This is a genomic window from Streptomyces griseus subsp. griseus (assembly GCF_000720255.1).
Taxonomy (GTDB): domain Bacteria; phylum Actinomycetota; class Actinomycetes; order Streptomycetales; family Streptomycetaceae; genus Streptomyces; species Streptomyces griseus_I.
This window is the reverse complement of sequence record NZ_JOJE01000026.1, coordinates 52,846-76,036: the sequence shown is the minus strand read 5'-3', so window position 1 is coordinate 76,036 and position 23,191 is coordinate 52,846. Positions and strand designations below refer to the sequence as shown.

Below are 23,191 nucleotides of genomic sequence, written 5' to 3'. Positions count from 1 at the left end.
ATCAGGCACGAGGGCCGACGGGCAGGCCCAGCAGCCGCTTGGCGATGATGTTCCGCTGGATCTGGGACGTGCCGCCGTACACGGACGCGGCTCGCGAGTAGAAGTAGTCGCCCAGGACCTCGCCGCCCTCCCCGTACAGTTCCTCGGGGAAGACCTTCAACGCCGTCTCGTACAGGCGCTGTTCGGCGCGGGTCATGAGCAGCTTGTCCACGGAGGACTCCGGTCCCGCGCTCTGCCCGGCGAGGCGCTCGGCGGTGCGGCGCCGCGCGTGGGCGACAAGGACCTGGTAGTCGACGGCACAGCGGCCGATGTCCGACAGCAGTCCGTCCGGGAGCGTGCCGCGGCGCTCGTGCGCGGCGCGGCGCAGCCGTTCGATCAGCAGCCCGTACTTCGACAGGTGGCCGGTGTCCAGCGCGTTGCGCTCGTACGCCACCGTCGTCATCGCCAGCGGCCATCCGTCGCCCTCGGCACCGATCCGTTCGGACTCCTCCAGGCGCACCTCGTCGAGGAACAGTTCGCAGAACTCGTCGTCGCCGTTCGCCGCACGCAGCGGCCGTACGGTCACGCCGGGGCGGTCCAGAGGCAGCACGAAGGCCGAGATGGAGGTGTGGGCCGGAGCGGCGCGACCAGTGCGGGCCAGGAGCAGGCAGAGGCCGGAGTACTGGGCGTAACTCGTCCAGAGTTTCTGGCCGTTGACGACGTAGTGGCCCTCCGGGCGGCGCTCGGCGTAGGTGCTCATACCGGCCAGGTCCGAGCCGGCGCCGGGCTCGCTGAAGCCCTGGCACCACACGTCGTCACCGGAGAGCATGCGCGGCAGCAGCCGGCGGCGCTGCCGCTCGGAGCCGAACCGCAGCAGGGCGTGGGCGAGATAGCCGATGCGGGGGACACCGGGCGCACCCCGCGCCCCCAGTTCGTCGCTGACCGTGACCTGGTGCAGCGCGGTCAGACCCCGGCCGCCGTACTGCTCCGGGACGTCGAGGCCGACCCAGCCGCCGGAGTACAGCCGGCGGTGCCAGCGGTGCAGGAACACGGGGAGCGGCTCGTCGGGGGGCCGTTCGGGCAGCGGGTGGCCGGCCAGCCAGGCGCGGAAGTCGTGGCGCAGGCGTTCCAGGTCCTCAGGGTCGCCGAAGTCCAGGGGAGTGTCCGTCATCGCGTCGCCTCCGGTGCGGCCAGGACGGTCAGCAGGTCGGCCGTGGTCGCGAGCGTGGTCGCTCCGACGAGGACCCGGCGCAGGTACAGGTGGGCTACGTGCTCCCAGGTCTGGGCGATCCCGCCGAACACCTGCATCCCGGCGTACACGGCCTCCACGGCCGAGGAGTTGACCTCCGCCTTGGCCACGCGGGCCGCGGTCAGCGCACGGCCCGGCGTTTCGCTGTCCAGGCACCACGCGGCGTAGCGGGTGGCGCTGGTACAGGCCTCCACGAGGACGGTGGCGTCGGCGAGCTGGTGCTGCACGGCCTGGAAGGAGCCGATCGGCTGTCCGTACTGGTGGCGTTCGCGGGCGTAGTCCACGCTCTGCTCGACGAACGAACGGGCCGCCCCCACGAGTTCGCTCGCCACCACGACCAGGGCGTACGCCTGCCAGCGCTGGTGCGCGCCCGGGGTGAGCCGGCCGACGGGGCGGCCCTCGGCCGAGGCCCGCCGCACACCGCGCAGCAGGTCCGCGGTCGGTGCCGGGGTCCCCAGCTCGTGCTCGGTCACGCGGCCTTCGGCATGCACGAAGAGCGCCGTGTCCGCGCCGTCGCAGTCCCAGGCGACGAGGCCGACCGCATCGCGGTCCGGGAAGCGCAGGTCGCCGGCGAGGGCGACGGTGGGGCGGTCGCCGTGGACGGGCTCGGCCCGCTCGCCGAGGTCGAGGAGACGCAGCAGCTCGGGGGCGAGCAGCGCCGTGCCGAGCAGGGACGTGGTCAGGGGCTGTCGGCCGTGCTCCTCGGCGAGCAGGGCGCACTCCTGCACGGTGGCGGCCGGCGGGGAGGTGCGGCGGAGGCCGGACAGGCCGAGCTCGTCCAAGGCCCGCTGTGCGTCCGTGCGAGTCTGGGCCTTGACGTCGTCGGCCGAGCCGCTGCGGAAGCGGGTCGCGAACGCCCGCAGCATGTCGCGAACCAGCGTGAACTCGTCGCGTTCCACGCTCAGCCCTCCTCGGCGGCGCTGGGACGGCGGCTCGCCCGGGCGGCGAGGCCGCTCACGATGCGGATGTGGTCGGGGCTGGTCATGGTGGAGCGCTCGGCCAGCAGCGCCGCCTCCATGCCGCCCCGCGAGACCTGCTCGACCACCGCCGCGAGCGCCGCCTTGGTGGCGCGCAGCGCCTCCGGGGGCTGCGCGGCGAGCCGGTGGGCCAGTGCCAGGGCTTCGCCCATGAGATCGGGGCCCGGGACGGTCCGGTTGGCCAGGCCGAGTTCGACGGCGGTGGCGGCCGGGATGCGGTCCCCGGTGAACAGGTACTCCTTCACGCGCAGCAGGCTCGTCAGCAGCGGCCAGAGGGTCACTCCGCCGTCGCCCGCCACCAGGCCCACCGAGATGTGCGGGTCCGCGAGGTAGGCGTCCTCGGCCATGAGCACGAGGTCGCACCCCAGCGCGAGAGAGCAGCCCAGGCCCACCGCGGGGCCGTTGACGGCCGCGACGAGGGGCAGCGGGAAGCGGATCATGTCCGTCTGGATGGTCCGGTCGAGCCGGATGGACCGCTCGCGCAGCTCCGGGTCGTCGTGATGGCGCAGCAGATGGTCGAAGTCGCCGCCCGCGCTGAACGCCCGGCCCGCCCCGGTGAGGACGACCGCCCGCGCTCCGGCGTCCTCCGCGAGCTCGCGCCAGACCTGGGACAGCCGGAAGTGGAGCTCCGCCGAGACGCCGTTGAGGCGGTCGGGGCGGTTCAGCGTGACGATGCGGACATCTCCGTCGGCGGCCACGGTCAGAACGGGGCTCACGTCGGTCATACCGCTGATGCTATTAAAGGTCAGGCTGAAGATGTCAATGGTGTTGCGCGAAATCGAGAATCTTATTCTCGTCCTTGTGGGGTGGCGGATCAGTCTTCGGGCTCGGTCAGTTCGACGCGTTCCCGGCCGTCCACCTCGGCGGCGGCCCGTGCGAACCCGCACACATGGCGGCTCATCCGTCTCCGGGCCGCCGCCGCGTCACCCGACCGGATGGCCTCGGTGATCTTCGCGTGTGCCTGGGCGGTGACCTCGCGGATACGGGTGTCCATGAACCGTTCCAAGTTCGTGGCGGCGTAGATCGACTCCGAGAGCGCGCTGAGGAACCCGATGAGCAGTTCGTTGCCGCCCGCCCTCGCCACCGCGTTGTGCCAGCGGACGTTGGCCCGCAGGAAACGGCGGATGTCGTCACCGGCGTCGACCAGCTCGGCATGGGCGGCGTCCAGGTCGGCCAGATCCTGCTCGGTGCGCCGGCCGGCCGCGAGCGCGGCGCACGCGGGCTCGATCGCCTCACGGGTCTCGTGCAGGGCCTCCAGCCGGATCTGCTGGCCGCGGATGACCAACTGCACGGTGTTCGCCAGGGATTCTCGGCCCGGCCGGTGCACGAAAGCCCCGCCTCCGCGTCCCGGCCGGATCTCCACCAGCCGCTCGACCTCCAGGATGCGCAACGCCTCCCGCACGGTCGCCCGGCTCAGTCCCGTCTGCTCCACCAGTTGTCGTTCCGGCGGCAGGGGTGTGCCCTCCGCGAACTCCCCGGACAGGATGCGCTCACGCACCTCGGACGCCAGCACGTCCGAGGCCTTGGGGACGGTGAGCGTGTCGAAGCGCGGGGTGGGGGGCGTGGAGTGAGCGCTGGGCACGGGTTCAGGCCTCTCGTCGTGCATCCGTTTCGGCCGGACCATTCAACACTGCGCCCCGCGGTCCGTCAGATGACCAGTCCGCCGTCCACCGGCAGCACCTGCCCGGTGATGAAGGAGGCCGCGTCGGAGGCGAGGAAGACGAACGCGCCCGCGACCTCCTCCGGCTCCGCCCAGCGGCCCAGCGGGATCCGGGCGAGCATCCGCTCCGCGAACTTCGGGTCGGTGCGGATGGTCTCGGTCATCGGCGTCGCCGCCAGTGGTGCGAGCGCGTTCACCAGGATGTTCTTCCGGGCCAGCTCACGGGCCAGTGATTTGGTGAGTCCGATGATGCCCGCCTTGGCCGCCGAGTAGTTCACCTGGCCCAGGGTGCCGGTCAGGCCGGCCGACGACGTCACGTTGATGATCCGGCCGGTCCCGTTCGTCGGCAGGAACGGCAGCGCGGCCTGGGCGCAGTGGAACGCTCCCAGCACATGGATGTCGAGGAGCCGCCGGAACGACTCCTCGTCGAGCTTGTCGAACATCGCGGGCGCGGTGACGCCCGCGTTGTTGACGAGGACGTGCAGTGTCCCGCCGGTGGGGGCGGCGGCCCGGGACGCCGCGGCGTCGGCTGCCGCCCGGTCCCCCACATCCAGGGCGGCGCCCTCGGCACGCAGTCCCTGGGCGGTCAGTTTCCCTGCCACGGCCGTGGCCGCCGCCTCGTCGACGTCGGTGACGAGCACCGCGGCCCCGGCCCGGGCGAGCGCCCCGGCCACCGCCGCGCCGATACCGCCGGCCGCCCCGGTCACCAGCGCCGAACGCCCGGTGAGATCGAACAGTCCCGTTCCCTCGGTCATGACCGGCTCCTCAGTAGCTTCTCGGCAGGCCCAGGGTGTGGGACCCCAGGTAGTTCAGGACCATCTCCTGGCTGACCGGCGCGATCAGCATCAGCCGTGCCTCACGGAAGAAGCGGGCCACGGGATACTCCTCGGAGTAACCCATCCCGCCGTGTGTCTGAAGGGCCCGGTCCGCGGCCGTGAACCCGGCGTCCGCGCACAGGTACTTGGCGGTGTTGGCCTCCCGCCCGCACGGCCGGCCCTGGTCGTACAGCCAGGTCGCCTTGCGCAGCACGAGTTCCGCCGCGTCGAGGTGGGCGAGGGCGTCGGCCAGCGGGAACTGGATGCCCTGGTTCATGCCGATGGGCCGCCCGAACACCTCCCGCTCGCGTCCGTAGCGCACGGCCCGGTCCAGGGCCACCCGGCCGATGCCGAGGGCCTCGGCGGCGATCAGCATCCGCTCCGGGTTGAGGCCGTCGAGGAGGTAGCGGAACCCCTGGCCCTCCTCGCCGACCCGGTCCTCGACCGGCACCCGCAGGTCGTCGATGAACACCTCGTTCGAGGAGACGGCGTTGCGGCCCATCTTCGGGATCGGGCGGATGTCCACCCGGTCGCGGTCCAGATCGGTGAGGAACAGCGTCATGCCGTCGGTCGGCTTCTCGACCTCGTCACGCTTGGCCGTGCGCGTCAGCAGAAGGATCTTCTCGGACTCCAGGGCCTTGGAGATCCACACCTTGCGTCCGCTGACGACGTAGTGGTCGCCGGCCCGGCGGGCGTACGTGGTGATGCTCGTCGTGTCGAGCCCGGCGCCCGGTTCCGTCACCCCGAAGCACACGTGCAGGTCGCCGCGTGCGATGCGCGGCAGGGTGCGGCGCTTCAGCTCGTCGGAGCCGTGCACGACCACCGGATGCATGCCGAAGATCGACATGTGGATCGCGCTGGCGGCGTTCATGCCCCCGCCGGAACGCGCGACCTCCTCCAGCAGCAGCGTCGCCTCGGTGATGCCGAGTCCGTGGCCGCCGTACTCCTCCGGGATCGTGATGCCGAGCCAGCCGCCATCGGCGACGGCGGCGTAGAACTCCTCGGGGAACGCGTGGTCCCGGTCCTTCTCCATCCAGTACCGGTCGTCGAAGTCACGCAGGAGACCGGCCACGGCCTTGCGGATCGTCTCCTGGTCCTCGGTCAGCTCGAAGTCCACAGCGGGGGACCTCTCTGTCGGGAGGCTGGTGAGAGTTGCGAACCATATCAAAGGTCAGACCGATAGCGGGTCAAGGATCTGCGGTCCTTCGCCAATTTGCGGCCGGACTGACCGCCCCCGGGAGGGGGCAGGTTCTGGTCCACACGTGCGGACGTCGTTCGGAATGTCCAATGACTGCTTCAAAGAGCCGCCACGGGGTCCAGCCGGGGCCGACCAGGCTCACATTCGCCACCCTCGCAGCCGGCTTCGGCCCGACTTTGCCGGCGACCGCCGTGCCCGCCGCCGCGGCGGCCGACGCACCGGGCGCATGCTCGCCGTCGGCGTGCCCGACCTGGCGAAGCTGGACCGCGCGGCGGACGTCGAGGTGGCCTGGCCGAAGGTCTACCGCTCGATGTCACGCCGGCTCTGGCGGTGCTGTCCGACGGGGCGACACCGGCGGGGCCGGGCGAAGTGACGTCGGCGCTGCTGGGAGGGCCGCGGGTGGGATGAAGGTGGTGCCGGTCGAGTCCCCGGGCGCCTGAACCTCGGGCACGGCCTGACTGCCGGGCGGCCCTGCGGCACGGGAGCTGCCTGAGAGGAGGGGCCGAGGGCCGGGCGACTCCCGCCCTCGGTCGTCACCCTGAGCGGCGGACCGTCAGCCGCGCCTGGGCGGACTGGCTGCCGCGCCCGTCTTCCTGGCCGCGGTCGTGGCCGAGGCGGACTTCTTGGCGGACGCCTTCTTCTTCGCGCCGGTCTTCGCCGCGGTCTTCTTCACCGTCGGTGCAGTCGCCGGAGTACCGTCGGACACCGGGCCGCCACTGATGCCGCCCAGACAGAACGCCCACACCTCCTCCACCGTGATCGGCGAGGGATGGGCGCCGACCCGGGCGGAGGGGGCCTGGGCCGTGAACATCGCCGTCTGCATGATCAGGGAGGCGGTGCGCCGCGGCTTCGGGGCCACGGCCTGGCCGGTCTCGACGGCCTCTTCCACCATCTCGGTGAAGAAGTCGAGCAGCGGCAGGTGGGCGCTGGCCACCTGTTCTGGGTGGCTGACCAGCAGCTGGACGGCGAAGTCGGTGAAGAGCGGGGACTGCCGGCCCTCGCGGGGCCTGGAGGAGTCGTAGAGCAACTCGACCGCGAGCTTCAGACGCTCCAGCGGATCCTGCCCCGCGGCGACCTGCTCCCGGATGGCGGCAGCGGACTTCGACAGCGCGTCCTCGAACAGGGCGAGCAGCAGCTCGTGCTTGCCGTCGAAGTGCTGGTAGAAGCTGCGCAGCGACTGGCGGGAGCGCTCCACGACCTCCTGCACGGTGAAGTCGGTGGTGCCCTTGTCGGCGATGAGCTCCTGGGCGGCGTCCAGGAAGCGCTGCACGCGCTGCTCGGCGCGCAGCTTCGCCGCCCGAGTGGAGCGCTCGACGGCACGCTGCCGCCAGGCGGGCTCGGGGGTCTCGACGGATTCAGCGGGGACGGCACTCATGGAAGAACGGTACTCCACGCAGGCGAAAAGATGAGCCCTACGCCCTACCGAATCGCGCTCCGCCAAAAGCAAGAGTCCTACTCCCTACTAGCGAGAATGCTATTCTCGATTCTGATCCGGGCCCGCGCCCGGTGTGCAGCCACCGGTACGGCGGAGGGGGCCGGGCGTGGAGTTCGAACTCGACGAGGAGCAGCAGCTGCTGCGGCGCACGGTGCGCGAGACAGTCGCCAAGGTGCGGAGCAGGCCCGCCGGCCAGCAGTGGGACACGTACCTACGACTGGGCTGGCTGGAGGCGCCCCCGCTCGAGCTCGCCCTGATCCTCGAAGAACTGGGATACGTCGCCGACCCCACTCCGTTTCTGGCCACCGCCACCTGGTTCGCACCGCTGACCGGCCGGCTCCCCGAGGGCAGCGGCACAGCCGTGTTCGACGGCGTCGGGCGCTACGTCCTGGACGCCGACCGGGCCGATGAGGTCGCGCTCCTCACACGCCGGGGCGTCATCGTCGTTCCGGCAGCGCAGCTGGCCGCCGAACGGGTCCCCGTGCTCGACCCGCACCTGCACGCCGCACACGTCGGCGCCGAGGACCTCGCAGCCGCAGTGCCCGATCTCGCCCTGGTGGGACTCGCCGCCACCTGCGTGGGTGCCTGTCGGCGCGTCCTCGATCTCGTCCTGGACCATGTGAAGCAGCGGGTGCAGTTCGGCCGGCCGCTCGGCTCCTTCCAGGCCGTCAAGCACAAGGCGGCCGACATGCACGTGGCGATCGAACGCGCCCGCGCCCTCACCCACTTCAGCGCCCTGACCATCGCCGAGGACGACCCGCGCCGCGCCGACGCCGCGCACATGGCCAAGGCCGCGGCCGGCGAGTGCCAGCGCCTGGTCTTCCGGCACGGGCTGCAACTGTCCGGTGCCATGGGCTTCACCTGGGAGAACGAACTGCAGTACCACCTCAAACGTGCCCAGGCCTGCGACCTGCTCCTCGGCACCGCGTCCGTTCACAGGAAGGCGCTGCTCGCGTGATGAAGCTGGCCGACGACCCCGAGGTGGAGGAGTTCCGCGCACAGTTCGCCGCCTTCCTCGACGCCCACCTGCCCAAGGAGGCCGAGGCCCGCGAACGCGCCGGCTCCAGCGCCCACGTCCCCGCATGGGCCCGCCGCTGGCAGCGCACCCTGTTCGACGCGGGCTGGCTGCTGCCGGGCCAGCCGCCCGAGTACGGCGGCCGCAACGCAGGCCTGCCCCAGCAACTCGCCCACCTGGAAGAGCTGGCCCGCCGCCGGATCTACCACAGCTTCAACCCCCAGGGCCTCGGCATCATCGCCGCCTCTCTGCTCACCTTCGGCACCCAGGAGCAGAAGCGCCGCTGGGCCGTGCCGATCCTGCGCGCCGAGATCACCGCCGCGCTCGGCATGAGCGAACCCGAGGCCGGCTCGGACCTCGCCTCCCTGCGTACCCGTGCCGTGGCGGACCGGGACGCGTTCGTGGTCAACGGCCAGAAGATCTGGACCTCCGGCGCCCACGACGCCGACGTCCTGCTCACCTTCGTCCGCACCGACCCGGAGGCGCCGAAGCACAAGGGCATCAGTGCCCTGCTGATCCCGACCACCACCGATGGCGTCGTACGCCGCCCGTTCGGGTCGATCGCCGCCGAGGGCGACCTCGACTTCAACGAGGTGTTCCTCACCGACGTCCGGGTGCCCCGCGGGAACCTCATCGGGAACGTGGGTGAGGGCTGGCTGGTGGCGAACGGCTCCCTCGGCCACGAGCGCACCCTGTTGTGGCTGTCGTACGCCGAACGCCTGGAGGACCTCCTGCGCGACGCGGCCGACGCGGGCGCCGGTCAGGAGTGGTACGCCACCCTCCGCATGGACCTGACGGCGCTGCGGCTCCTCGGTTACCGCCAGCTCGGCCCGGACCGCGACCCGGCGGAGATCTCGGTGCTCAAGCTGCTCGGCTCCGAGGCCGTCCAGTCTGCTTCCCTGCACGCGCTGGAGGCCCACGGCGCCGAGGGGCTGGAGCATCCGGCGCGCACGGGGCCGTACCACCACATGCACCACGAGCATTTCATCTCCAGTTGGTTCGAGCGGTACGCCCGCAGCTTCGCCGGCACCATCGCCGGCGGCACCAGCGAGATCCAGCGCAACATCATCGCCGAGCGCATCCTCGGCCTGCCGCGATAGAAGCCCGCCGCGACAGACCCCTGCCGATAGAAGAGGGACAGAGGACACCCGCCATGGACCAGATCCTGTACGAGGCCGAGAACGGCATCGCCACGATCACCCTCAACCGCCCCGAGGCAGCCAACGCCCAGACCATGGCACTCCTCGACGACCTCGACGCGGCCTACACCCGGGCCGCGCGGGACCAGGACGTACGAGTCGTCGTCCTCAGAGCGAACGGCCGGCACTTCTCGGCCGGGCACGACCTGAAGGACCGCTGGCCCGGCCCCGGCGAGATCACCCTGGAGTGGATCTACGACACCGAGACCCGCCACTATCTGGAGTACTCGCTGAAGTGGCGCAACATCCCCAAGCCGACCATCGCGGCCGTCCAGGGCAAGTGCATCGCCGCCGGGCTGATGCTGTGCTGGCCGTGCGACCTGATCGTGGCCGCCGAGAACGCCGAGTTCTCCGACCCGGTCGTGCACATGGGCATCGGCGGCGTGGAGTACCACGGCCACACCTGGGAGCTGGGGCCGCGCAAGGCCAAGGAGATCCTGTTCACCGGGCGGCCGCTGACCGCCCGCGAGGCCGAGCAGGTCGGCATGGTGAACAAAGTGGTGCCGCTCGACGAACTGGACAGCGGCACCTACGAGTTGGCCGACCGGATCGCCGCGATGCCCCCGTTCGGACTGCGCCAGGCCAAGCGCGCCGTCAACCAGACCCTCGACGTCCAGGGCTTCCACACCGCTCTCCAGGCCGTCTTCGACATCCACCAGACCGGGCACGGCAACGCGCTCAGCGTGGACGGCTTCCCGATCCTGACCCGCCTCGACGAGATGAAGCAGCATCTGAAGCAGGGCTGAGCCCTGGGCGGCCCCGGCTCAGCCGAGCACCGCGGTGAACAGGGGAAGATCCGCCGTGGTCCGGAGTCCCGGGGCCGCCGCGCAGACGGCGGGAACGGCGTTGACGGCTCGGTGGGCGGTGTAGCCGGGGGAGACCGCGGCCAGCCGCTCCAGCGGCACCGGGAACCTCATGGTGACGTCGAGGGGCGTGTCGCCGTCGACCGTCAGATGCCACCCGGTGGGACGCAGGTCCCAGGCCGGGTCGAGGTCGTCGGTGCAGTACCAGGTCGCGTTGAACTCCAGGAGCGTGCGGCCGTCGCGCCGGCCGGACACCGTCATCCCCTGCGCCGCCACGGTCCCGGCGCGCAGGACACCGGCGGCGACGCGGGTCGTGCGGGCCGCCGTGGCGAACCTCCCATGAGCCTCCACCGCGTCCAGGGGCAGTCCCAGGGCGTCGGCCACCAGGCGCAGCGAGGGCCCGAAACTTCCCTCGACGTGTACCAGGCGGAGTTCGTCGAACACAGTGGCAGGAGCCCGGCCGAAGCCCATGATGTCGAACAGCAGTTCCGGCGAATCCCGCCCGGACAGATCGGCGTACTCGTGGATGGTCAGGTTCTCCAGCCGCCGCTGCACCGAGGCCAGCACGAGCGGTACGGCCTCGGTGATGAAACCGGGGCTGCTGCCGGTGTCGTGGAGCGAGGTGCCACCTTGCTCGCAGGCCGCCTCGACCCTGCACCGGACGGCGGGATCCAGGCCGGCCGGGTGGTGGAACCCGCCGGTCGTCGCCACGACGTTCGCGCCGGACGCGAGCAGAGCGCACAGCTCGTCCAGGTCGGCCGTGCGCGGCATGTACAGCACGCAGTCGGCCCCCAGGGCGAGGACGTCGTCGAGACGGTCGGTGGTAGTGACGCCCGTGGGGCCACTCCCGCACAGCTCGCCGGCGTCACGGCCGGCCTTGCCGGGGGAGTGGACGTGAACTCCCGCCAGCACCATGTGCGGATGGTCGACAACGGCGCGCAGCGATCGCGCGCCGATGGTCCCCGTGGCCCACTGGACGACGCGAAGTGGCTGGCCGGGGTGTACGGAATGCGGCATGTCCATCCCCCCGCTACGCGGCCGGTCCGCGGTCGCTCATGCCCCCGTCGTCCATCCCCGGATCGGGTTCCACCTCGAAGGTGTTGTAGGCCAGGGCCTGCATCCGGTACGCGCCGACCGTGAACACGAAGTCCATCAGCTGCCGTTCGTCCATCTGCTTCGCCAGCCTCTCGTACACCTCGTAGGACAGGTAGGAGGTGGTCTCGAGTTCGTCCACCGCCCGGTTCAGTAACGTGCCCGCGCCTTGGCGGACCTCATCCAGCTCCTCCTCGGTGACGCCGGCCTCGCGTGCGATCAGCACGTGGTGGGCCCACTCGTAGCGGCACCGGTGACGCCAGGCGACCCTGAGGATCGTCAGCTCGCGCGTCCTGGCGGGCAGTGTGCTGCGGTACAGCAGATGGGTACTGAAGGTCAGGAACGCCTTGGCCAGCTGCGGGTGGTTCAGCAGCAGGCCGAGGGCGTTGGACGGCGGGACAGTGCGCCCGCCCGTCAGCGGACGCAGCACCTCGCCGTCCCACTTCTCATACGGGACGGGTCGCAGTCTCGTCATGTGTTGCGGCCCCCGTTCACACCGATGATCTGCCCGGTGATGTAACCGGCCTCCTCGCTTACCAGGAAGGAGCAGGTCGCGGCGATGTCCTCGGGGCGGCCGACCCGGCGGACCGGCGTGCGGGCGATGTGGTCCTCGATGGTGCCGCCGAGCCGCTGCTCCCGCTCGGCGGTGCGCAGCATGGGGGTATCGATGAAGCCGGGGGGGATCGCGTTCACGGTGATGCCCTTCGGCCCGAGTTCGAGGGCCAGGGACTTGGTGAGTCCGTTCACGGCGGACTTGGCCGCTACGTAGTGCGCCATGAACGGCTGGCCGGAGTGGGTGCTGGAGGAGGAGATGTTGACGATCCGGCCCCAGCGGGCGTGCACCATGTCCGGCAGGGCCGACTGCACGCAGTGGAAGACGCCGTTGAGGTTGATGTCGACCACGCGCTGCCAGTCGGCGAAGGGCAGGTCCGCGAAGCGGGTGAAGCCGTCTTGGCCGGCCGCGTTGACCAGGACGCCCACGGGGCCGAAGCGCTCGCGTACCGCGTCCATCGCCTTGTCGACCTGGGCGCGGTCGGCGACGTCCACGATCAGGCCGAAGCCCTCCTCGGCAGGGGAGAGGTCGAGGACGGCCACGTTCAGGCCGTCCTCGATGAGCCGCTGTGCGATCGCCCGGCCAATGCCGGAGGCCCCGCCGGTCACGACGGCCGTCGGTGCCTGCGCGGCGCTCATGCGAACGCCTCGTCGCCGACGACGGTCGTGCGGTGCAGCAGCCGCTCGGAGTTCTCGTCATAGGGCAGGGCCCGGTGCAGGATGCCGGTGTTGTCCCAGACCACCAGGTCACCGACGGCCCAGTCGTGGGTGTGGCGGAAGCGCTCCTGCGTGGTCCAGTCGAGCAGTTCATCCAGCAGAGCGCGGCTGTCGCCGGGGTCCATGCCGACGACGTGGTCGGCGGTGGCGCCGGTGACCAGGGAGCGGCGGCCGTCGCGGCGCCGCCACACCAGGGACACCTCGTGCGTGGGCTGGGTGCGCCAGGCGGCCAGCTCCTGCTCGCCGGGGTCGGGGTTCACCAGCCGCTGGGCGGCCTCGAAGCTGTGCACCACCCGCAGCGACGCGTAGCGCTCCCGGTCCTTCTCCGGCAGGGCCTCGTACGCCGCGTAGGTACTGGCGAAGTCGGTGCCGCCGCCGGTCATGGCGACCTCGCGGGCGGTGAGCGTGGTCGCCATGACCGGCACGTCGTCGGTGGTGCCGTCGAGGTGCCAGAAGAACGCCCCCTTGAGGTACTTGGCGGTCCTGCTCTTCTCCGGATTGATGGAGATCGGGAAGATCTCCTGGCCGTTCAGTGCCACCACCTCGCCCAGACGGCGGCTGAACGCCAGCTGCCGCTCGTCGTCGAGGTGCAGCCCGCGCACCAGCAGGACGCCCCGCCACTTGAGGGCCTCCGCGCAGCGGTGGACGAAGGAGTCGTCGAGCGGGTCCGTGACCCCGGTGAACTCGACCCCGAGCGCCGGGCTCAAGGCTTTCGATTCGATCATGGAAACATCCCTTCCGAATGCGAGAATCTTATTCTCGCATAGGTAAGGGCGGAAACCCCCGTGCGTGCGGGGGTGTTGGGCGGTTAGCCGGCCTGTGTGAGCATTAGATTCTCATGTCTGAATCCTTGCTTCGCGCAAAGAGAGAATGTAGTTTCCGAGCTACCGAGCGAGGAGGCTGGGATGCGGTTCAAGGACAAGGTGATCATCGTCACCGGGGCCGGTCAGGGCATCGGCGAGGGGTACGCCCGGGCGCTGGCGGCCGAGGGTTCGCGCGTGGTGGTCGCGGAGCTGAACGAGGAGCAGGGGCAGCGGGTTGCCAAGGAGATCGGCGACGCCCTGTTCGTGCGGACCGACGTGGCCGACCCCGCTTCCGCCGAAGCGCTCATCGACACCGTGATGCGCGAGTTCGGGCGGATCGACCACCTGGTCAACAATGCCGCGATCTTCCACGGCATGCGCCGCGAGGGCATCGTCACCGTCGACTACGACTACCTCGACCGCTTCCTGAAGGTGAACCTGCTCGGCGCGCTGCACGTCACCCGCGCTGCCCTGCCGCACCTTCAGGAGGGCGCGGCCGTCGTCAACCAGTCCTCCACCGCGGCCTGGCAGGCCACCGGCTTCTACGGGCTCGCTAAGGCCGGCATCAACCACCTCACCGCCTCCCTGGCCGCCGAACTCGGCCCGCGCGGCATCCGCGTCAACGCGATCGCGCCGGGCCCGACGGACACCGAGGCGGCCCGCAGCATCATCCCCGAGGAGTACCGCACTGCCATGGTGCAGTCCTTCGCCCTCAAGCGCATGGGCACGCCCACCGACCAGGCGGGCGCCCTGAAGTTCCTGCTCTCCGACGAAGCCGCCTGGGTCACCGGACAGGTCATCGCCGTCGACGGTGGATCGGTGGTGCGGCTGTGAGCGGCCTCGTCGTCAAGTCCCAGCTGATCGACGGCAAGCTGGTCGCCGCGGACAGCACGTTCCCCTCGTACAACCCCGCGACCGGTGACCTGCTCGGACACGCTCCGGACGCCAAGAAGGCCGACGCCGAGGCCGCGATCGCCGCCGCCCGCCGCGCCTTCGACACCACCGACTGGGCCACGGACACCGAACTGCGACTGCGCTGCCTGCGCCAGCTGCACACCGCACTCGACGACCACCGCGAGGAGCTGCGCGAGCTGACCATCGCCGAGGTCGGCGCACCCCGCCAGCTCACCCACGGTCCCCAGCTCGACGAACCCATCGGCCTTGTGACGTACTACGCCGACCTCCTGGAGACCTACGAGTTCACTGAGGACCTCGGGGAGAAGGAAAGCCGCGGCCGGCGCCACCACCGCTGGGTGGAGAAGGAGGCGGCGGGGGTCGTCGCCGCCATCCTGCCGTACAACTTCCCCAACCAGCTCGCTCTGGCCAAGCTGGCCCCCGCGCTCGCGGCCGGCTGCACGGTCGTCCTCAAGGGCGCCCCGCAGACGCCCCTGACCACCCTCGCGCTCGGCGAACTCATCGCGGAGCACACCGACATCCCGCCCGGCGTCGTCAACATCCTCAGCTCCTCGCGCGCCGAGACCGGTGAGGTGCTCACCACCCACCCCGACGTGGACCTGGTCACCTTCACCGGCGCCACCACCACCGGGCGGGCCATCATGGCCGCCGCGGCCGACACCGTGAAACGAGTCTTCCTCGAACTCGGCGGCAAGTCCGCCATGATCGTCCTGGACGACGCGGACTACACCAAGGCCGCCATGTTCGCCGCCTTCACCATCTGCTCCCACTCCGGCCAGGGCTGCGCCCTCACCTCCCGCCTCCTCGTCCCGCGGGCCGACCACGACCGGATCGTGCAGCTCGTCGCGGCCGGCATGGAACGCGTCCGCGTCGGCGACCCGAGGGCCGCGGAGACCGCCATGGGCCCGCTCATCAGCGAGCAGCAGCGCGACAAGGTCGACGCCATGGTGCGGCGCGCCGTCGAGGCCGGGGCGAGACTGGTCCGCGGCGGCAAGCGCGTCGATCCCGGCTGGTTCTACGAACCCACCCTCCTCGCCGGTGTCGACCCCGACAGCGAGATCGCCCAGGAGGAGGTCTTCGGCCCCGTCCTCGCGGTCATCCCCTACGACGACGAGGACGACGCCGTCCGCATCGCCAACCACTCAAGGTACGGCCTGTCCGGCGCCGTCCACAGCGCCGACGACGAGCGCGCCATCCGCCTCGCCCGCCGCATCCGCACCGGTACCTTCTCGATCAACGGCGGCAACTACTTCTCCGCCGACGTGCCGTTCGGCGGATACAAACAGTCCGGCATCGGCCGGGAGAGCGGGCGCGCCGGATTCGAGGAGTTCCTGGAGGAGAAGGCCTTCGGCCGCGTCGTACCGCCCGAGGAGGTGGCATGAAGCCGCTCGAAGGCATCCGCGTCCTCGAAGTCGCCATGTACGGCTTCGTGCCCTCGGCCGGTGCCGTGCTCGCCGACTGGGGCGCCGACGTCGTCAAGATCGAGCACGCCGTCACCGGCGACCCGCAGCGCGGACTGCGCCAGACCGGCTCGTTCCGGGTGGAGGGCGACCCCAACCCCAACGTCGCCCACGCCAACCGCGGCAAGCGCTCCCTGGGCCTGGACATGTCCCGGCCCGAGGGCCGCGAGGTGCTCTACGAACTGGTCAAGGACTCCGACGTCTTCCTCACCAGCCTCATGCCCGGCGCCCGCGCCCGCCTCGGCATCGACGTCGACGACATCCGCGCCGTCAACCCGCGCATCGTCTACGCCCGCGGCACCGCCCTCGGCCCGCGCGGCCCCGAGGCGGACAAGGGCGGCTACGACATGACTGCCTTCTGGGCGCGCGCGGGCACCGCCGCCAGCATCACCCCGCCCGGCAGCGACGGAATGATCAGCCCGCCCGGACCCGCCTACGGCGACACCGTTTCCGGCACCAACCTCGCCGGTGGCGTCGCCGCCGCCCTGCTGCGCCGGGAGCGCACCGGCGAGGCCCCCGTCGTGGACGTCTCCCTCCTCGGCAGCGGCCTGTGGGCGCTCGGCCACACCATCGCCGTCTCCGTCCACCTGGACCGCCCCTGGGAGGGGGTGACGCCCAGTGCCCACGGCTCACCCACCAACCCGCTCTCCGGGCTCTACCGCACCGCCGACCACCGGTTCATCGCCTTCGTCATGCTCCAGCCGGCCAAGTTCTGGCCCGACGTGTGCCGCTGCATCGGCCGGCCCGAACTCGCCGACGACGCCCGCTTCGCCACCGCCGAGGCCATCGCCGAACACACGAAGGACGCGGTGAAGATCCTCCGCGAGGTGATCGCGAGCCGCACCCTGACCGAGTGGTCCAAGGACCTCGCCGCGCTCGACGGACCCTGGGCACCCGTCCAGGACACCCTCCAGGCCGCCGCCGACCAGCAGGTCCGCGCCAACGGCTACATCGGGCAGGCCGGCGAGCTCGAACTGGTCACCAGTCCCGTCCAGTTCGACGTCGAGGACACCCGCCTCCAAGCCGCCCCGGAGTTCGCCGCCCAGACCGAGGAGATCCTCGCCGAGCTCGGCTACGACTGGGACCGCATCCTCGCCCTCAAGGCGAGCGGCGCGATCACCTGACCGTCAGCCGGGGCGCCCGGCCCACGCCACCCCCCGCCACCCCCCCCGCACTCCCTCACCTCCCTCGGACGACGGCGTCCGAGCTCCCCGAGGAGGCACCATGCGCAGGATGCTGATCGGCGCGGCCACCGTGGTCGCGCTGCTGCTGGCCGGCTGCTCCACCCGGTCGGGTGACGGCCCCGGCACCGACTCCGCACAGCGGTCGAGTCCCGCCGCCCAGAAGAGCTCCGACTTCGGCACGCTCAAGGACGTGTGCGGCCCCGGCACCGCCAAGTCCTCCTCCGTCCAGGGCGTCACCGACGACAAGATCCAGGTCGGCGTCATGTCCGACATCGGCTTCACCAAACGGTCCGAGTTCGTGGACGCAGCGAAGGCGTTCACGTCCTGGTGCAACGACGCGGGTGGCATCAACGGCCGCGACCTCGTCCCCGTCACCCGCGACGCGAAGCTGATGGAGGTCCGCCAGCGGGTGCTGGAGGCCTGCAAGGCGGACTTCGCGCTCGTGGGCGGCGGCTCGGCACTGGACAGCCTCGGTGTCAAGGACCGGCTGAAGTGCCTGCTGCCCAACTTCCCCGCCCAGTCCAGCCAGATCGGCGCCATCGGCTCCGACCTCCAGGTCCTCGCCTCCGGACCCACCGCCGGGTACTTCCAGTACGCCGGCTACTACTCCTGGCTGCTGAAGGACAAGTACCCGGACTCGGCAAGCAAGGTCGGTGTCATCGCGGGCGACGCCCCCGTCACCAAGGTCATGGCCGCCCAGTTCAAGGAAGCCGTCGCCGGTCTCGGCGGCACGGTCTCCTACAGCGACCTGTACCCGGCGGCCGGAGTCTCCGACTGGACGCCCTACGCCCAGTCGATCAAGAAGGACGGCGTCAAGGGGCTGGTCTTCCTGGGCGACTTCGCGAGCCTGGCCAAACTGGAGCAGGCCCTCACCGGCATCGGGTACACCCCCGACTGGATCGACGCCAACAGCAACGCATACGGCCCCGCCTTCCCGCAACTGGCCGGCGCCGCCCTGGGCAAGCAGCACAACTACGCCGAACTCTTCGCCACCGCCCCGCTGGAGAGCGCCGGGGACAACCCGGCCGTCCAGCAGGTGATCGACCTGTTCGAGAAGTACGCCCCCGGCAAGCAGGTCACCTACCCGGCCCTGCGCGCCTTCTCCGCCTGGCTGCTGTTCGCCACCGCCGCCCGCGACTGCGCCGAGCTCACCCGCAAGTGCCTGTACGAGAACGCGATGAAGAACACCGCCTTCACCGCCGGTGGCCTGCAGGCCCCCTTCGACCTCACCTCGAAGGAGCCGCCCAAGTGCTACGTCATCGTCGAGGCGACCGCCAAGGGCTGGCAGGCGGCCGACTTCCAACCCGACCACGGCGCCTACCGCTGTGACGCCCCCACCTACAAGTACAAGGGCGACTACGGCAAACCGGCCACCCTCGCCGACGTCGGCAAGTCCCTGGCCGACCTGACCTGACATGAACCGGAGGTGAGTGACGTGAAGGTACGCGTCGACCCCGAGCGCTGCCAGGGGCACACACTGTGCGCCATGCGCGCCCCCAAGGTCTTCGAACTCAGCGAGATCGACGGACACTCCTCGCCGGTCGCCGAGGACGTCCCCGGAGACCAGGAGGACGCCGTGGTCGAGGCCGTCCGCTCCTGCCCCGAACGCGCGATCGGCGTGTTCTGAGCCGTACCCGGCGGACCGAGAGGAAGCACAGCCCATGACCGCACCGGACACCACCGGCGACGAGGCCCGCAAACAGCCCCGCGTCCACTTCGACCGGCACGCACCGGAGTACCGCGACCAGTTCGAGGAGCAGACCCGGGCGTTCCACTCGGGCTGCCCGCTCGCCTGGACCGACACCTACGACGGCCACTGGGTGGCCGCCGGCAACCGTGAGCTGCTCGCCTTCGCCCGGGCCGGTGAGAAGCTGTCCAACGACCACGACGTGCACGGCGAGCGCCGCGGCTACCGCGGGATCAGCATCCCGGCCCCGCCCCGCGGCCGGGGCCTGCGCGGCGGTTTCCTGGAGATGGACCCGCCCGAACAGCGCGCCTACCGCACCGCCCTCAACCCCTACCTGTCCCCGGCGGCCGTCCAGCGGTGGATCCCGTTCATCGACGACGTGGCCCGCGCCTGCATCGACGAGAAGATCGAGACGGGCCGGATCGACTTCGTCGACGACCTCGCCAACATCGTCCCGGCCGTCTTCACGCTCGCCATGATGGGCATCCCGCTGAAGAAGTGGGAGCTGTACAACGAACCCGCCCACGCAGGCGTCTACACCCCGCCCGACTCGCCGGAGATGGCACGGGTGGTGGAGGGGCACATGACGATGATCCGGGACATCGCCGCCACGCTCCAGGAGGTCCGCGCCCACCCACGGCCGGGCCTCGCCGACGCACTCGCCTGTCTGCAGATCGACGGCAAGGCACCGCCCGAGGAGGACCTGATCGGAGCCCTCGCCCTGCTCATCGGCGGCGGCTTCGACACCACCACCGCGCTCACCGCCCACTCCCTGGAGTGGCTGTCCCAGCACCCCGGCGAGCGGACCCGGCTGAGCCGGGAGCGCGACACCCTGCTGGACACCGCTACGGAGGAGTTCCTGCGCTACTTCACCCCCGCGCCCGGCGACGGCCGCACCGTCGCCGAGGACTGCGAGATCGCGGGCGCCGAGCTCAAGGAGGGCGACCGGCTGTGGCTGTCCTGGGCGATGGCCAACCGCGACCCGCGGGTCTTCACCGACCCCGACCAGGTCGACCTGGCCCGAGGCGGCAACCGCCACACCGCCTTCGGCCTGGGCATCCACCGCTGCATCGGCTCCAACGTCGCGCGGACCGTCTTCAAACGGATGCTCCTCCAGGTCCTCGACCGGATGCCCGACTTCGTGTGCGACCCCGAGGGCACGGTCCACTACGAGACCATCGGCGTCATCCAGGGCATGCGCCACCTCCCGGCGACCTTCACGCCGGGCAACCGCCTCGGATCCGGACTGGCGGAAACCCTGGAGAACCTTCAACAGGCCTGTGACGAGCAAGGACTGGCGGAGCCGGTCACGGTCCGCAAGGCGGAGGCGAAGATCCGTTGAGCGGGGACGGGGACGCTGTCCGTCCACAGCCGGAGATCCGCCAGGAGACCGAGTTCTTCTGGACCTCCGGCCGGGACGGACGGCTCCGCTTCCAGACCTGCACCGCGTGCCGGGCACTGATCCACCCGCCGCAGCCCGTCTGCCGCCACTGCCGGGGACACGAGACCGAGGTCGGGGAAGCCTCGGGCTTCGCCACCCTGATCGGCTTCACCGTCAACCACCGTTTCCCGTTTCCCGGCCTGCCCTCCCCGTTCGTCGTCGCCCAGGTGGCGATCGAGGAGGACCCGCGCGTCAGGCTGACCACCAACGTCGTCGGCTGCGCGCCGGAGGATCTGCGGATCGGCATGCGCATGGAGGTGGTGTTCGAGCAGGCCGGCGAGGCATGGCTCCCCCTGTTCCGGCCGTGCGCCGAGCAGCCCCCGCCCGCACCTCTGCCCGAGGACCCCCCGGTCACCACGCATCTGCGCCCGGCGCTGACCGGAGTCCGGTTCGAGGACCGCGCGGTCATCAGCGGCACCGGCGCCTCACGCATCGGCCGCCGTCTGATGGTCCCGCCCCTCGACCTCACCGTCGAGGCCTGCGAGAAGGCCGTCGCCGACGCGGGTCTCACCCTCGACGACATCGACGGTCTGTGCACCTACCCCGGCGGCGGCGCCTACGGCGGCTTCGCCGAGGGCGGTGTGACCGCGCTGGAGTCCGCGCTCGGGATCCGCCCGGTGTGGCACAACGGCGCGGGGGAGACCCCCGGCCCGGGCGGTTCGGTGATCGCCGCGATGCTCGCGGTCGCGGGCGGCCTGGCCCGGCACGTGCTGTGCTTCCGCACGGTGTGGGAGGCGACGTACGGCGCACTCGCCCGGCAAGGCAGGATCTCCGTGCCCCGACGGGCGGACGCGGAAGGCTGGTTCAAGCCCTTCGGCGCCGTCTCGCCCGCCGTCATGCTCGCCATGAACGCCCAGCGGCACATGCACCGCTACGGCACCACTCGGGAGACCCTCGGCTGGATCGCCCTCAACCAGCGCGCCAACGCGGCCCGCCACCCGGACGCGATCTACCGCGACCCGCTCACCATGGACGACTACCTCACCGCGCGCACCGTCACCACCCCCTTCGGCCTCTACGACTGCGACGTCCCCTGCGACGCCTCCGTCGCCGTCGTCGTCTCCGCCGCCGAGACCGCCTCCGACCTCCCCGGGCCACCGGTGCGCGTCGAGGCCGTCGGCACGCAGATCGTCGAACGCCCCGAATGGGACCAGTCCACCCTCACGCACGAACCCCAGGTGCTCGGCCAGGCAGCCCACCTGTGGACGCGCACGGACCTGCGTCCCGCCGACGTGGACCTGGCACTGCTCTACGACGGCTTCACCTTCAACTGCCTGTCCTGGATCGAGGCTCTCGGCTTCTGCGGCATCGGCGAGGCCCGCGACTTCCTGGACGGAGGCAAGAACATCGCCCCGGACGGCCCGCTTCCCTTGAACCCGCACGGCGGTCAGCTCTCCCACGGCCGCACCCACGGCATGGGCCTGCTCCACGAGGCCGTGCTCCAGCTGCGCGGCCAGGCGGGGCAGCGGCAGGTCGCGGGCGCGCGCACCGCGGTGGTCTCCAGCGGCGGGCTCACCCCCAGCGGCGTACTCCTGCTCAGGACGGACGCATGACTTCCAGGACCGTGGCATGACCTCACTCGAACCCGAACTCACCACCGCCGTACGCCGGCAGGTCGTCGATGTGCACGGCGTCCCCGCCTCCGCACTGGTGGCCGAGGTGCCGCGACCGCAGGCCGTGATCGTGGCCCTGCACGGCGGCGCCACCACCTCGGCCTACTTCGACCACCCCGGGCACCCGAGGCTCTCCCTGCTGCGCACCGCCGCCGCGGCCGGCTTCACCGTCCTCGCCCCGGACCGCCCCGGTTACGGCAGTTCCGCCGGGCACGAGGACCACCTGCGCACACCCGGCCAGCGCACCGACTTCGCGTACGAGGCCGTCGAGGCGCTGCTGAAGGACCGTGAACGCGGTGTGGGCGTGTTCCTGTGGGCGCACTCGGCGGGCTCCGAACTCGCGCTGCGCATGGCAAGCGACCCGCGGGCCGGGGAACTGCTCGGCGTGGAGCTGGCCGGCATGGGCCGGGTGCACCACCCCCGGGCCGTGCGGGCGATGGAGGAGTGGCGGAGCGACCCGACCCGCACCCGGCCCAGCCTGCGCCAGGCGCTGTGGTACCCGCCGCAGGCCTATCCGCCCGATGTACACGGCGGACAGCGCATCGGCGCGGCCTCGCCCGCCTACGAGGGACACCGGGAGGGCTGGCAAGAGGACCTGATCCGGCTGGCGGCGCGTGTCGCGGTGCCGGTCCACATCACCCTCGCCGAACACGAGCAGGTGTGGATCAACGGGCCGGAGGGCCTGTCGGACCTCGCCTCGCTGTTCACCGGCTCACCTCGCGTGGTGCTCCACGAACAGGCGGGGGCGGGCCACAACACCAGCGTCGGGCGAACCGCCCTCGCATACCACCTGCACGTCCTGGCCTTCGTCGAGGAGTGCGCGCTCGGCGTGCCCGCGCTACCCGCGGAACGGGGACGGCGCGATGGGTGAGGCCTTCGACGCCGCGCTGCTGGTGGTCCGGCTCGTGCTGGGCGCGGTCATGGTGGCGCACGGCTGGAACCACTGGCGGGGCGGGGGCGGCATCACCGGCACCGCGCGCTGGTTCGCCGGCCTGGGGCTGACCCGGCCGCGCCTGCAGGCGTGGCTCAGTGTGGTCACCGAGATCGGCGCGGGCGCCCTCCTGGTGCTCGGACTGCTCACGCCGCTGGCCTGCGCGGCGGTGCTGTCGGTCATGCTGGTCGCCGGGCTGCTCGCCCACCGGCCGCACGGGTTCTTCGTCTTCAAGGAAGGCTGGGAGTACGTCCTCGTCCTGGCCGTGCTCTCCCTCGCGCTCGGCGCCTGGGGTCCGGGGGAGTACGCGGTGGACACGGCCGCCGGCATCGCGGTCATGGGGTGGGCGGGCGCCGGTGTCGTGCTGGGACTCGGCGTGGCGGCGACCGCCGGACTGCTCGCTGCGTTCTGGCGCCCCCGGAGGACTGCGTGAGCAGACCTCCGCTGCGCGTGGGATTCATCGGAC

General features: G+C 71.3%; 24 protein-coding genes. 13 read left to right on the top strand and 11 right to left on the bottom strand.

Features of this window, described 5'->3' with window-relative positions; genetic code table 11:
- Nucleotide 1: 1 nt before the first annotated feature.
- The 6 genes from IG99_RS29340 to IG99_RS29315 form a co-directional block, all read right to left on the bottom strand.
- The gene (locus IG99_RS29340; RefSeq protein WP_037679039.1) at nucleotides 2–1,150 is read right to left on the bottom strand and encodes an acyl-CoA dehydrogenase family protein; all 1,149 of its coding nucleotides are present in this window, start codon (nucleotides 1,148–1,150) and stop codon (nucleotides 2–4) included.
- Entirely contained in the window at nucleotides 1,147–2,127 is a 981-nt protein-coding gene (locus IG99_RS29335; RefSeq protein ID WP_037679036.1) for an acyl-CoA dehydrogenase family protein, read from the bottom strand. Before IG99_RS29335 ends, IG99_RS29340 begins: the two co-directional genes overlap by 4 nt.
- A 2-nt stretch (nucleotides 2,128–2,129) precedes the next feature.
- The gene (locus tag IG99_RS29330) at nucleotides 2,130–2,930 is read right to left on the bottom strand and encodes an enoyl-CoA hydratase/isomerase family protein (RefSeq protein ID WP_037679034.1); all 801 of its coding nucleotides are present in this window, start codon (nucleotides 2,928–2,930) and stop codon (nucleotides 2,130–2,132) included.
- Between the two features lie 89 nt (nucleotides 2,931–3,019).
- Nucleotides 3,020–3,787: a FadR/GntR family transcriptional regulator gene (locus tag IG99_RS29325; RefSeq protein WP_051866035.1), complete on the bottom strand. Its 768-nt coding sequence runs from the start codon at nucleotides 3,785–3,787 to the stop codon at nucleotides 3,020–3,022.
- Between the two features lie 65 nt (nucleotides 3,788–3,852).
- Nucleotides 3,853–4,620, bottom strand: coding sequence for an SDR family NAD(P)-dependent oxidoreductase (locus IG99_RS29320; RefSeq protein WP_037679032.1), 768 nt, complete (start codon nucleotides 4,618–4,620; stop codon nucleotides 3,853–3,855).
- A gap of 10 nt (nucleotides 4,621–4,630) precedes the next feature.
- Entirely contained in the window at nucleotides 4,631–5,797 is a 1,167-nt protein-coding gene (locus IG99_RS29315; RefSeq protein WP_037679031.1) for an acyl-CoA dehydrogenase family protein, read from the bottom strand.
- A gap of 307 nt (nucleotides 5,798–6,104) precedes the next feature.
- Here IG99_RS29315 and IG99_RS49040 point away from each other — a divergent pair, with 307 nt between their 5' ends.
- Nucleotides 6,105–6,251, top strand: a complete 147-nt coding sequence (locus IG99_RS49040; RefSeq protein ID WP_158973262.1) for a hypothetical protein — start codon at nucleotides 6,105–6,107, stop codon at nucleotides 6,249–6,251.
- A gap of 180 nt (nucleotides 6,252–6,431) precedes the next feature.
- On the opposite strand, the gene IG99_RS29310 is transcribed toward IG99_RS49040, so the two are convergent.
- Entirely contained in the window at nucleotides 6,432–7,253 is an 822-nt protein-coding gene (locus IG99_RS29310; protein WP_037679029.1) for a TetR/AcrR family transcriptional regulator, read from the bottom strand.
- Between the two features lie 166 nt (nucleotides 7,254–7,419).
- Here IG99_RS29310 and IG99_RS29305 point away from each other — a divergent pair, with 166 nt between their 5' ends.
- Genes IG99_RS29305 through IG99_RS29295 form a run of 3 tightly spaced genes read left to right on the top strand, consistent with a single transcriptional unit; the run spans nucleotide 7,420 to nucleotide 10,273 of the window.
- Nucleotides 7,420–8,271: an acyl-CoA dehydrogenase family protein gene (locus tag IG99_RS29305; RefSeq protein WP_037679026.1), complete on the top strand. Its 852-nt coding sequence runs from the start codon at nucleotides 7,420–7,422 to the stop codon at nucleotides 8,269–8,271.
- Nucleotides 8,271–9,428, top strand: a complete 1,158-nt coding sequence (locus tag IG99_RS29300; RefSeq protein WP_037679024.1) for an acyl-CoA dehydrogenase family protein — start codon at nucleotides 8,271–8,273, stop codon at nucleotides 9,426–9,428. The genes IG99_RS29305 and IG99_RS29300 overlap by 1 nt, the downstream gene beginning before the upstream one ends.
- A gap of 53 nt (nucleotides 9,429–9,481) precedes the next feature.
- The gene (locus IG99_RS29295; protein WP_037679021.1) at nucleotides 9,482–10,273 is read left to right on the top strand and encodes an enoyl-CoA hydratase; all 792 of its coding nucleotides are present in this window, start codon (nucleotides 9,482–9,484) and stop codon (nucleotides 10,271–10,273) included.
- A gap of 18 nt (nucleotides 10,274–10,291) precedes the next feature.
- On the opposite strand, the gene IG99_RS29290 is transcribed toward IG99_RS29295, so the two are convergent.
- The 4 genes from IG99_RS29290 to IG99_RS29275 are packed head-to-tail and all read right to left on the bottom strand — an operon-like array spanning nucleotide 10,292 to nucleotide 13,416.
- Entirely contained in the window at nucleotides 10,292–11,347 is a 1,056-nt protein-coding gene (locus IG99_RS29290; RefSeq protein ID WP_107056050.1) for an NAD(P)H-dependent amine dehydrogenase family protein, read from the bottom strand.
- A 13-nt stretch (nucleotides 11,348–11,360) separates the two neighbouring features.
- Entirely contained in the window at nucleotides 11,361–11,897 is a 537-nt protein-coding gene (locus IG99_RS29285; RefSeq protein ID WP_037679016.1) for a carboxymuconolactone decarboxylase family protein, read from the bottom strand.
- Complete coding sequence (locus tag IG99_RS29280; protein ID WP_037679013.1) at nucleotides 11,894–12,613, bottom strand: SDR family NAD(P)-dependent oxidoreductase; 720 nt, start codon at nucleotides 12,611–12,613, stop codon at nucleotides 11,894–11,896. Before IG99_RS29280 ends, IG99_RS29285 begins: the two co-directional genes overlap by 4 nt.
- The gene (locus IG99_RS29275; protein WP_037679011.1) at nucleotides 12,610–13,416 is read right to left on the bottom strand and encodes a TauD/TfdA dioxygenase family protein; all 807 of its coding nucleotides are present in this window, start codon (nucleotides 13,414–13,416) and stop codon (nucleotides 12,610–12,612) included. Before IG99_RS29275 ends, IG99_RS29280 begins: the two co-directional genes overlap by 4 nt.
- 180 nt (nucleotides 13,417–13,596) lie before the next feature.
- Between IG99_RS29275 and IG99_RS29270 the strand changes: the two genes are divergently transcribed.
- From IG99_RS29270 to IG99_RS29230, 9 genes are all read left to right on the top strand, one after another.
- A complete protein-coding gene (locus tag IG99_RS29270) occupies nucleotides 13,597–14,328 on the top strand; it encodes an SDR family oxidoreductase (protein WP_037679008.1) in 732 nt (243 codons plus the stop codon).
- Entirely contained in the window at nucleotides 14,325–15,791 is a 1,467-nt protein-coding gene (locus tag IG99_RS29265; protein ID WP_199815620.1) for an aldehyde dehydrogenase family protein, read from the top strand. The genes IG99_RS29270 and IG99_RS29265 overlap by 4 nt, the downstream gene beginning before the upstream one ends.
- Complete coding sequence (locus tag IG99_RS29260; protein WP_037679005.1) at nucleotides 15,788–16,993, top strand: CaiB/BaiF CoA transferase family protein; 1,206 nt, start codon at nucleotides 15,788–15,790, stop codon at nucleotides 16,991–16,993. The genes IG99_RS29265 and IG99_RS29260 overlap by 4 nt, the downstream gene beginning before the upstream one ends.
- 100 nt (nucleotides 16,994–17,093) lie before the next feature.
- A complete protein-coding gene (locus tag IG99_RS29255) occupies nucleotides 17,094–18,467 on the top strand; it encodes an ABC transporter substrate-binding protein (RefSeq protein ID WP_037679002.1) in 1,374 nt (457 codons plus the stop codon).
- 12 nt (nucleotides 18,468–18,479) lie between these two features.
- Nucleotides 18,480–18,680 (top strand): ferredoxin, encoded by a 201-nt coding sequence (locus tag IG99_RS29250; protein ID WP_234311998.1) that lies wholly within the window; start codon nucleotides 18,480–18,482, stop codon nucleotides 18,678–18,680.
- 34 nt (nucleotides 18,681–18,714) lie between these two features.
- Nucleotides 18,715–20,082, top strand: a complete 1,368-nt coding sequence (locus IG99_RS29245) for a cytochrome P450 (RefSeq protein WP_037679001.1) — start codon at nucleotides 18,715–18,717, stop codon at nucleotides 20,080–20,082.
- Complete coding sequence (locus tag IG99_RS29240; RefSeq protein WP_037678998.1) at nucleotides 20,079–21,734, top strand: thiolase C-terminal domain-containing protein; 1,656 nt, start codon at nucleotides 20,079–20,081, stop codon at nucleotides 21,732–21,734. Before IG99_RS29245 ends, IG99_RS29240 begins: the two co-directional genes overlap by 4 nt.
- A gap of 16 nt (nucleotides 21,735–21,750) precedes the next feature.
- Nucleotides 21,751–22,665, top strand: coding sequence for an alpha/beta hydrolase (locus tag IG99_RS29235; protein WP_037678996.1), 915 nt, complete (start codon nucleotides 21,751–21,753; stop codon nucleotides 22,663–22,665).
- Complete coding sequence (locus tag IG99_RS29230; RefSeq protein WP_037678994.1) at nucleotides 22,658–23,158, top strand: DoxX family protein; 501 nt, start codon at nucleotides 22,658–22,660, stop codon at nucleotides 23,156–23,158. Before IG99_RS29235 ends, IG99_RS29230 begins: the two co-directional genes overlap by 8 nt.
- Nucleotides 23,159–23,191 lie beyond the last annotated feature (33 nt).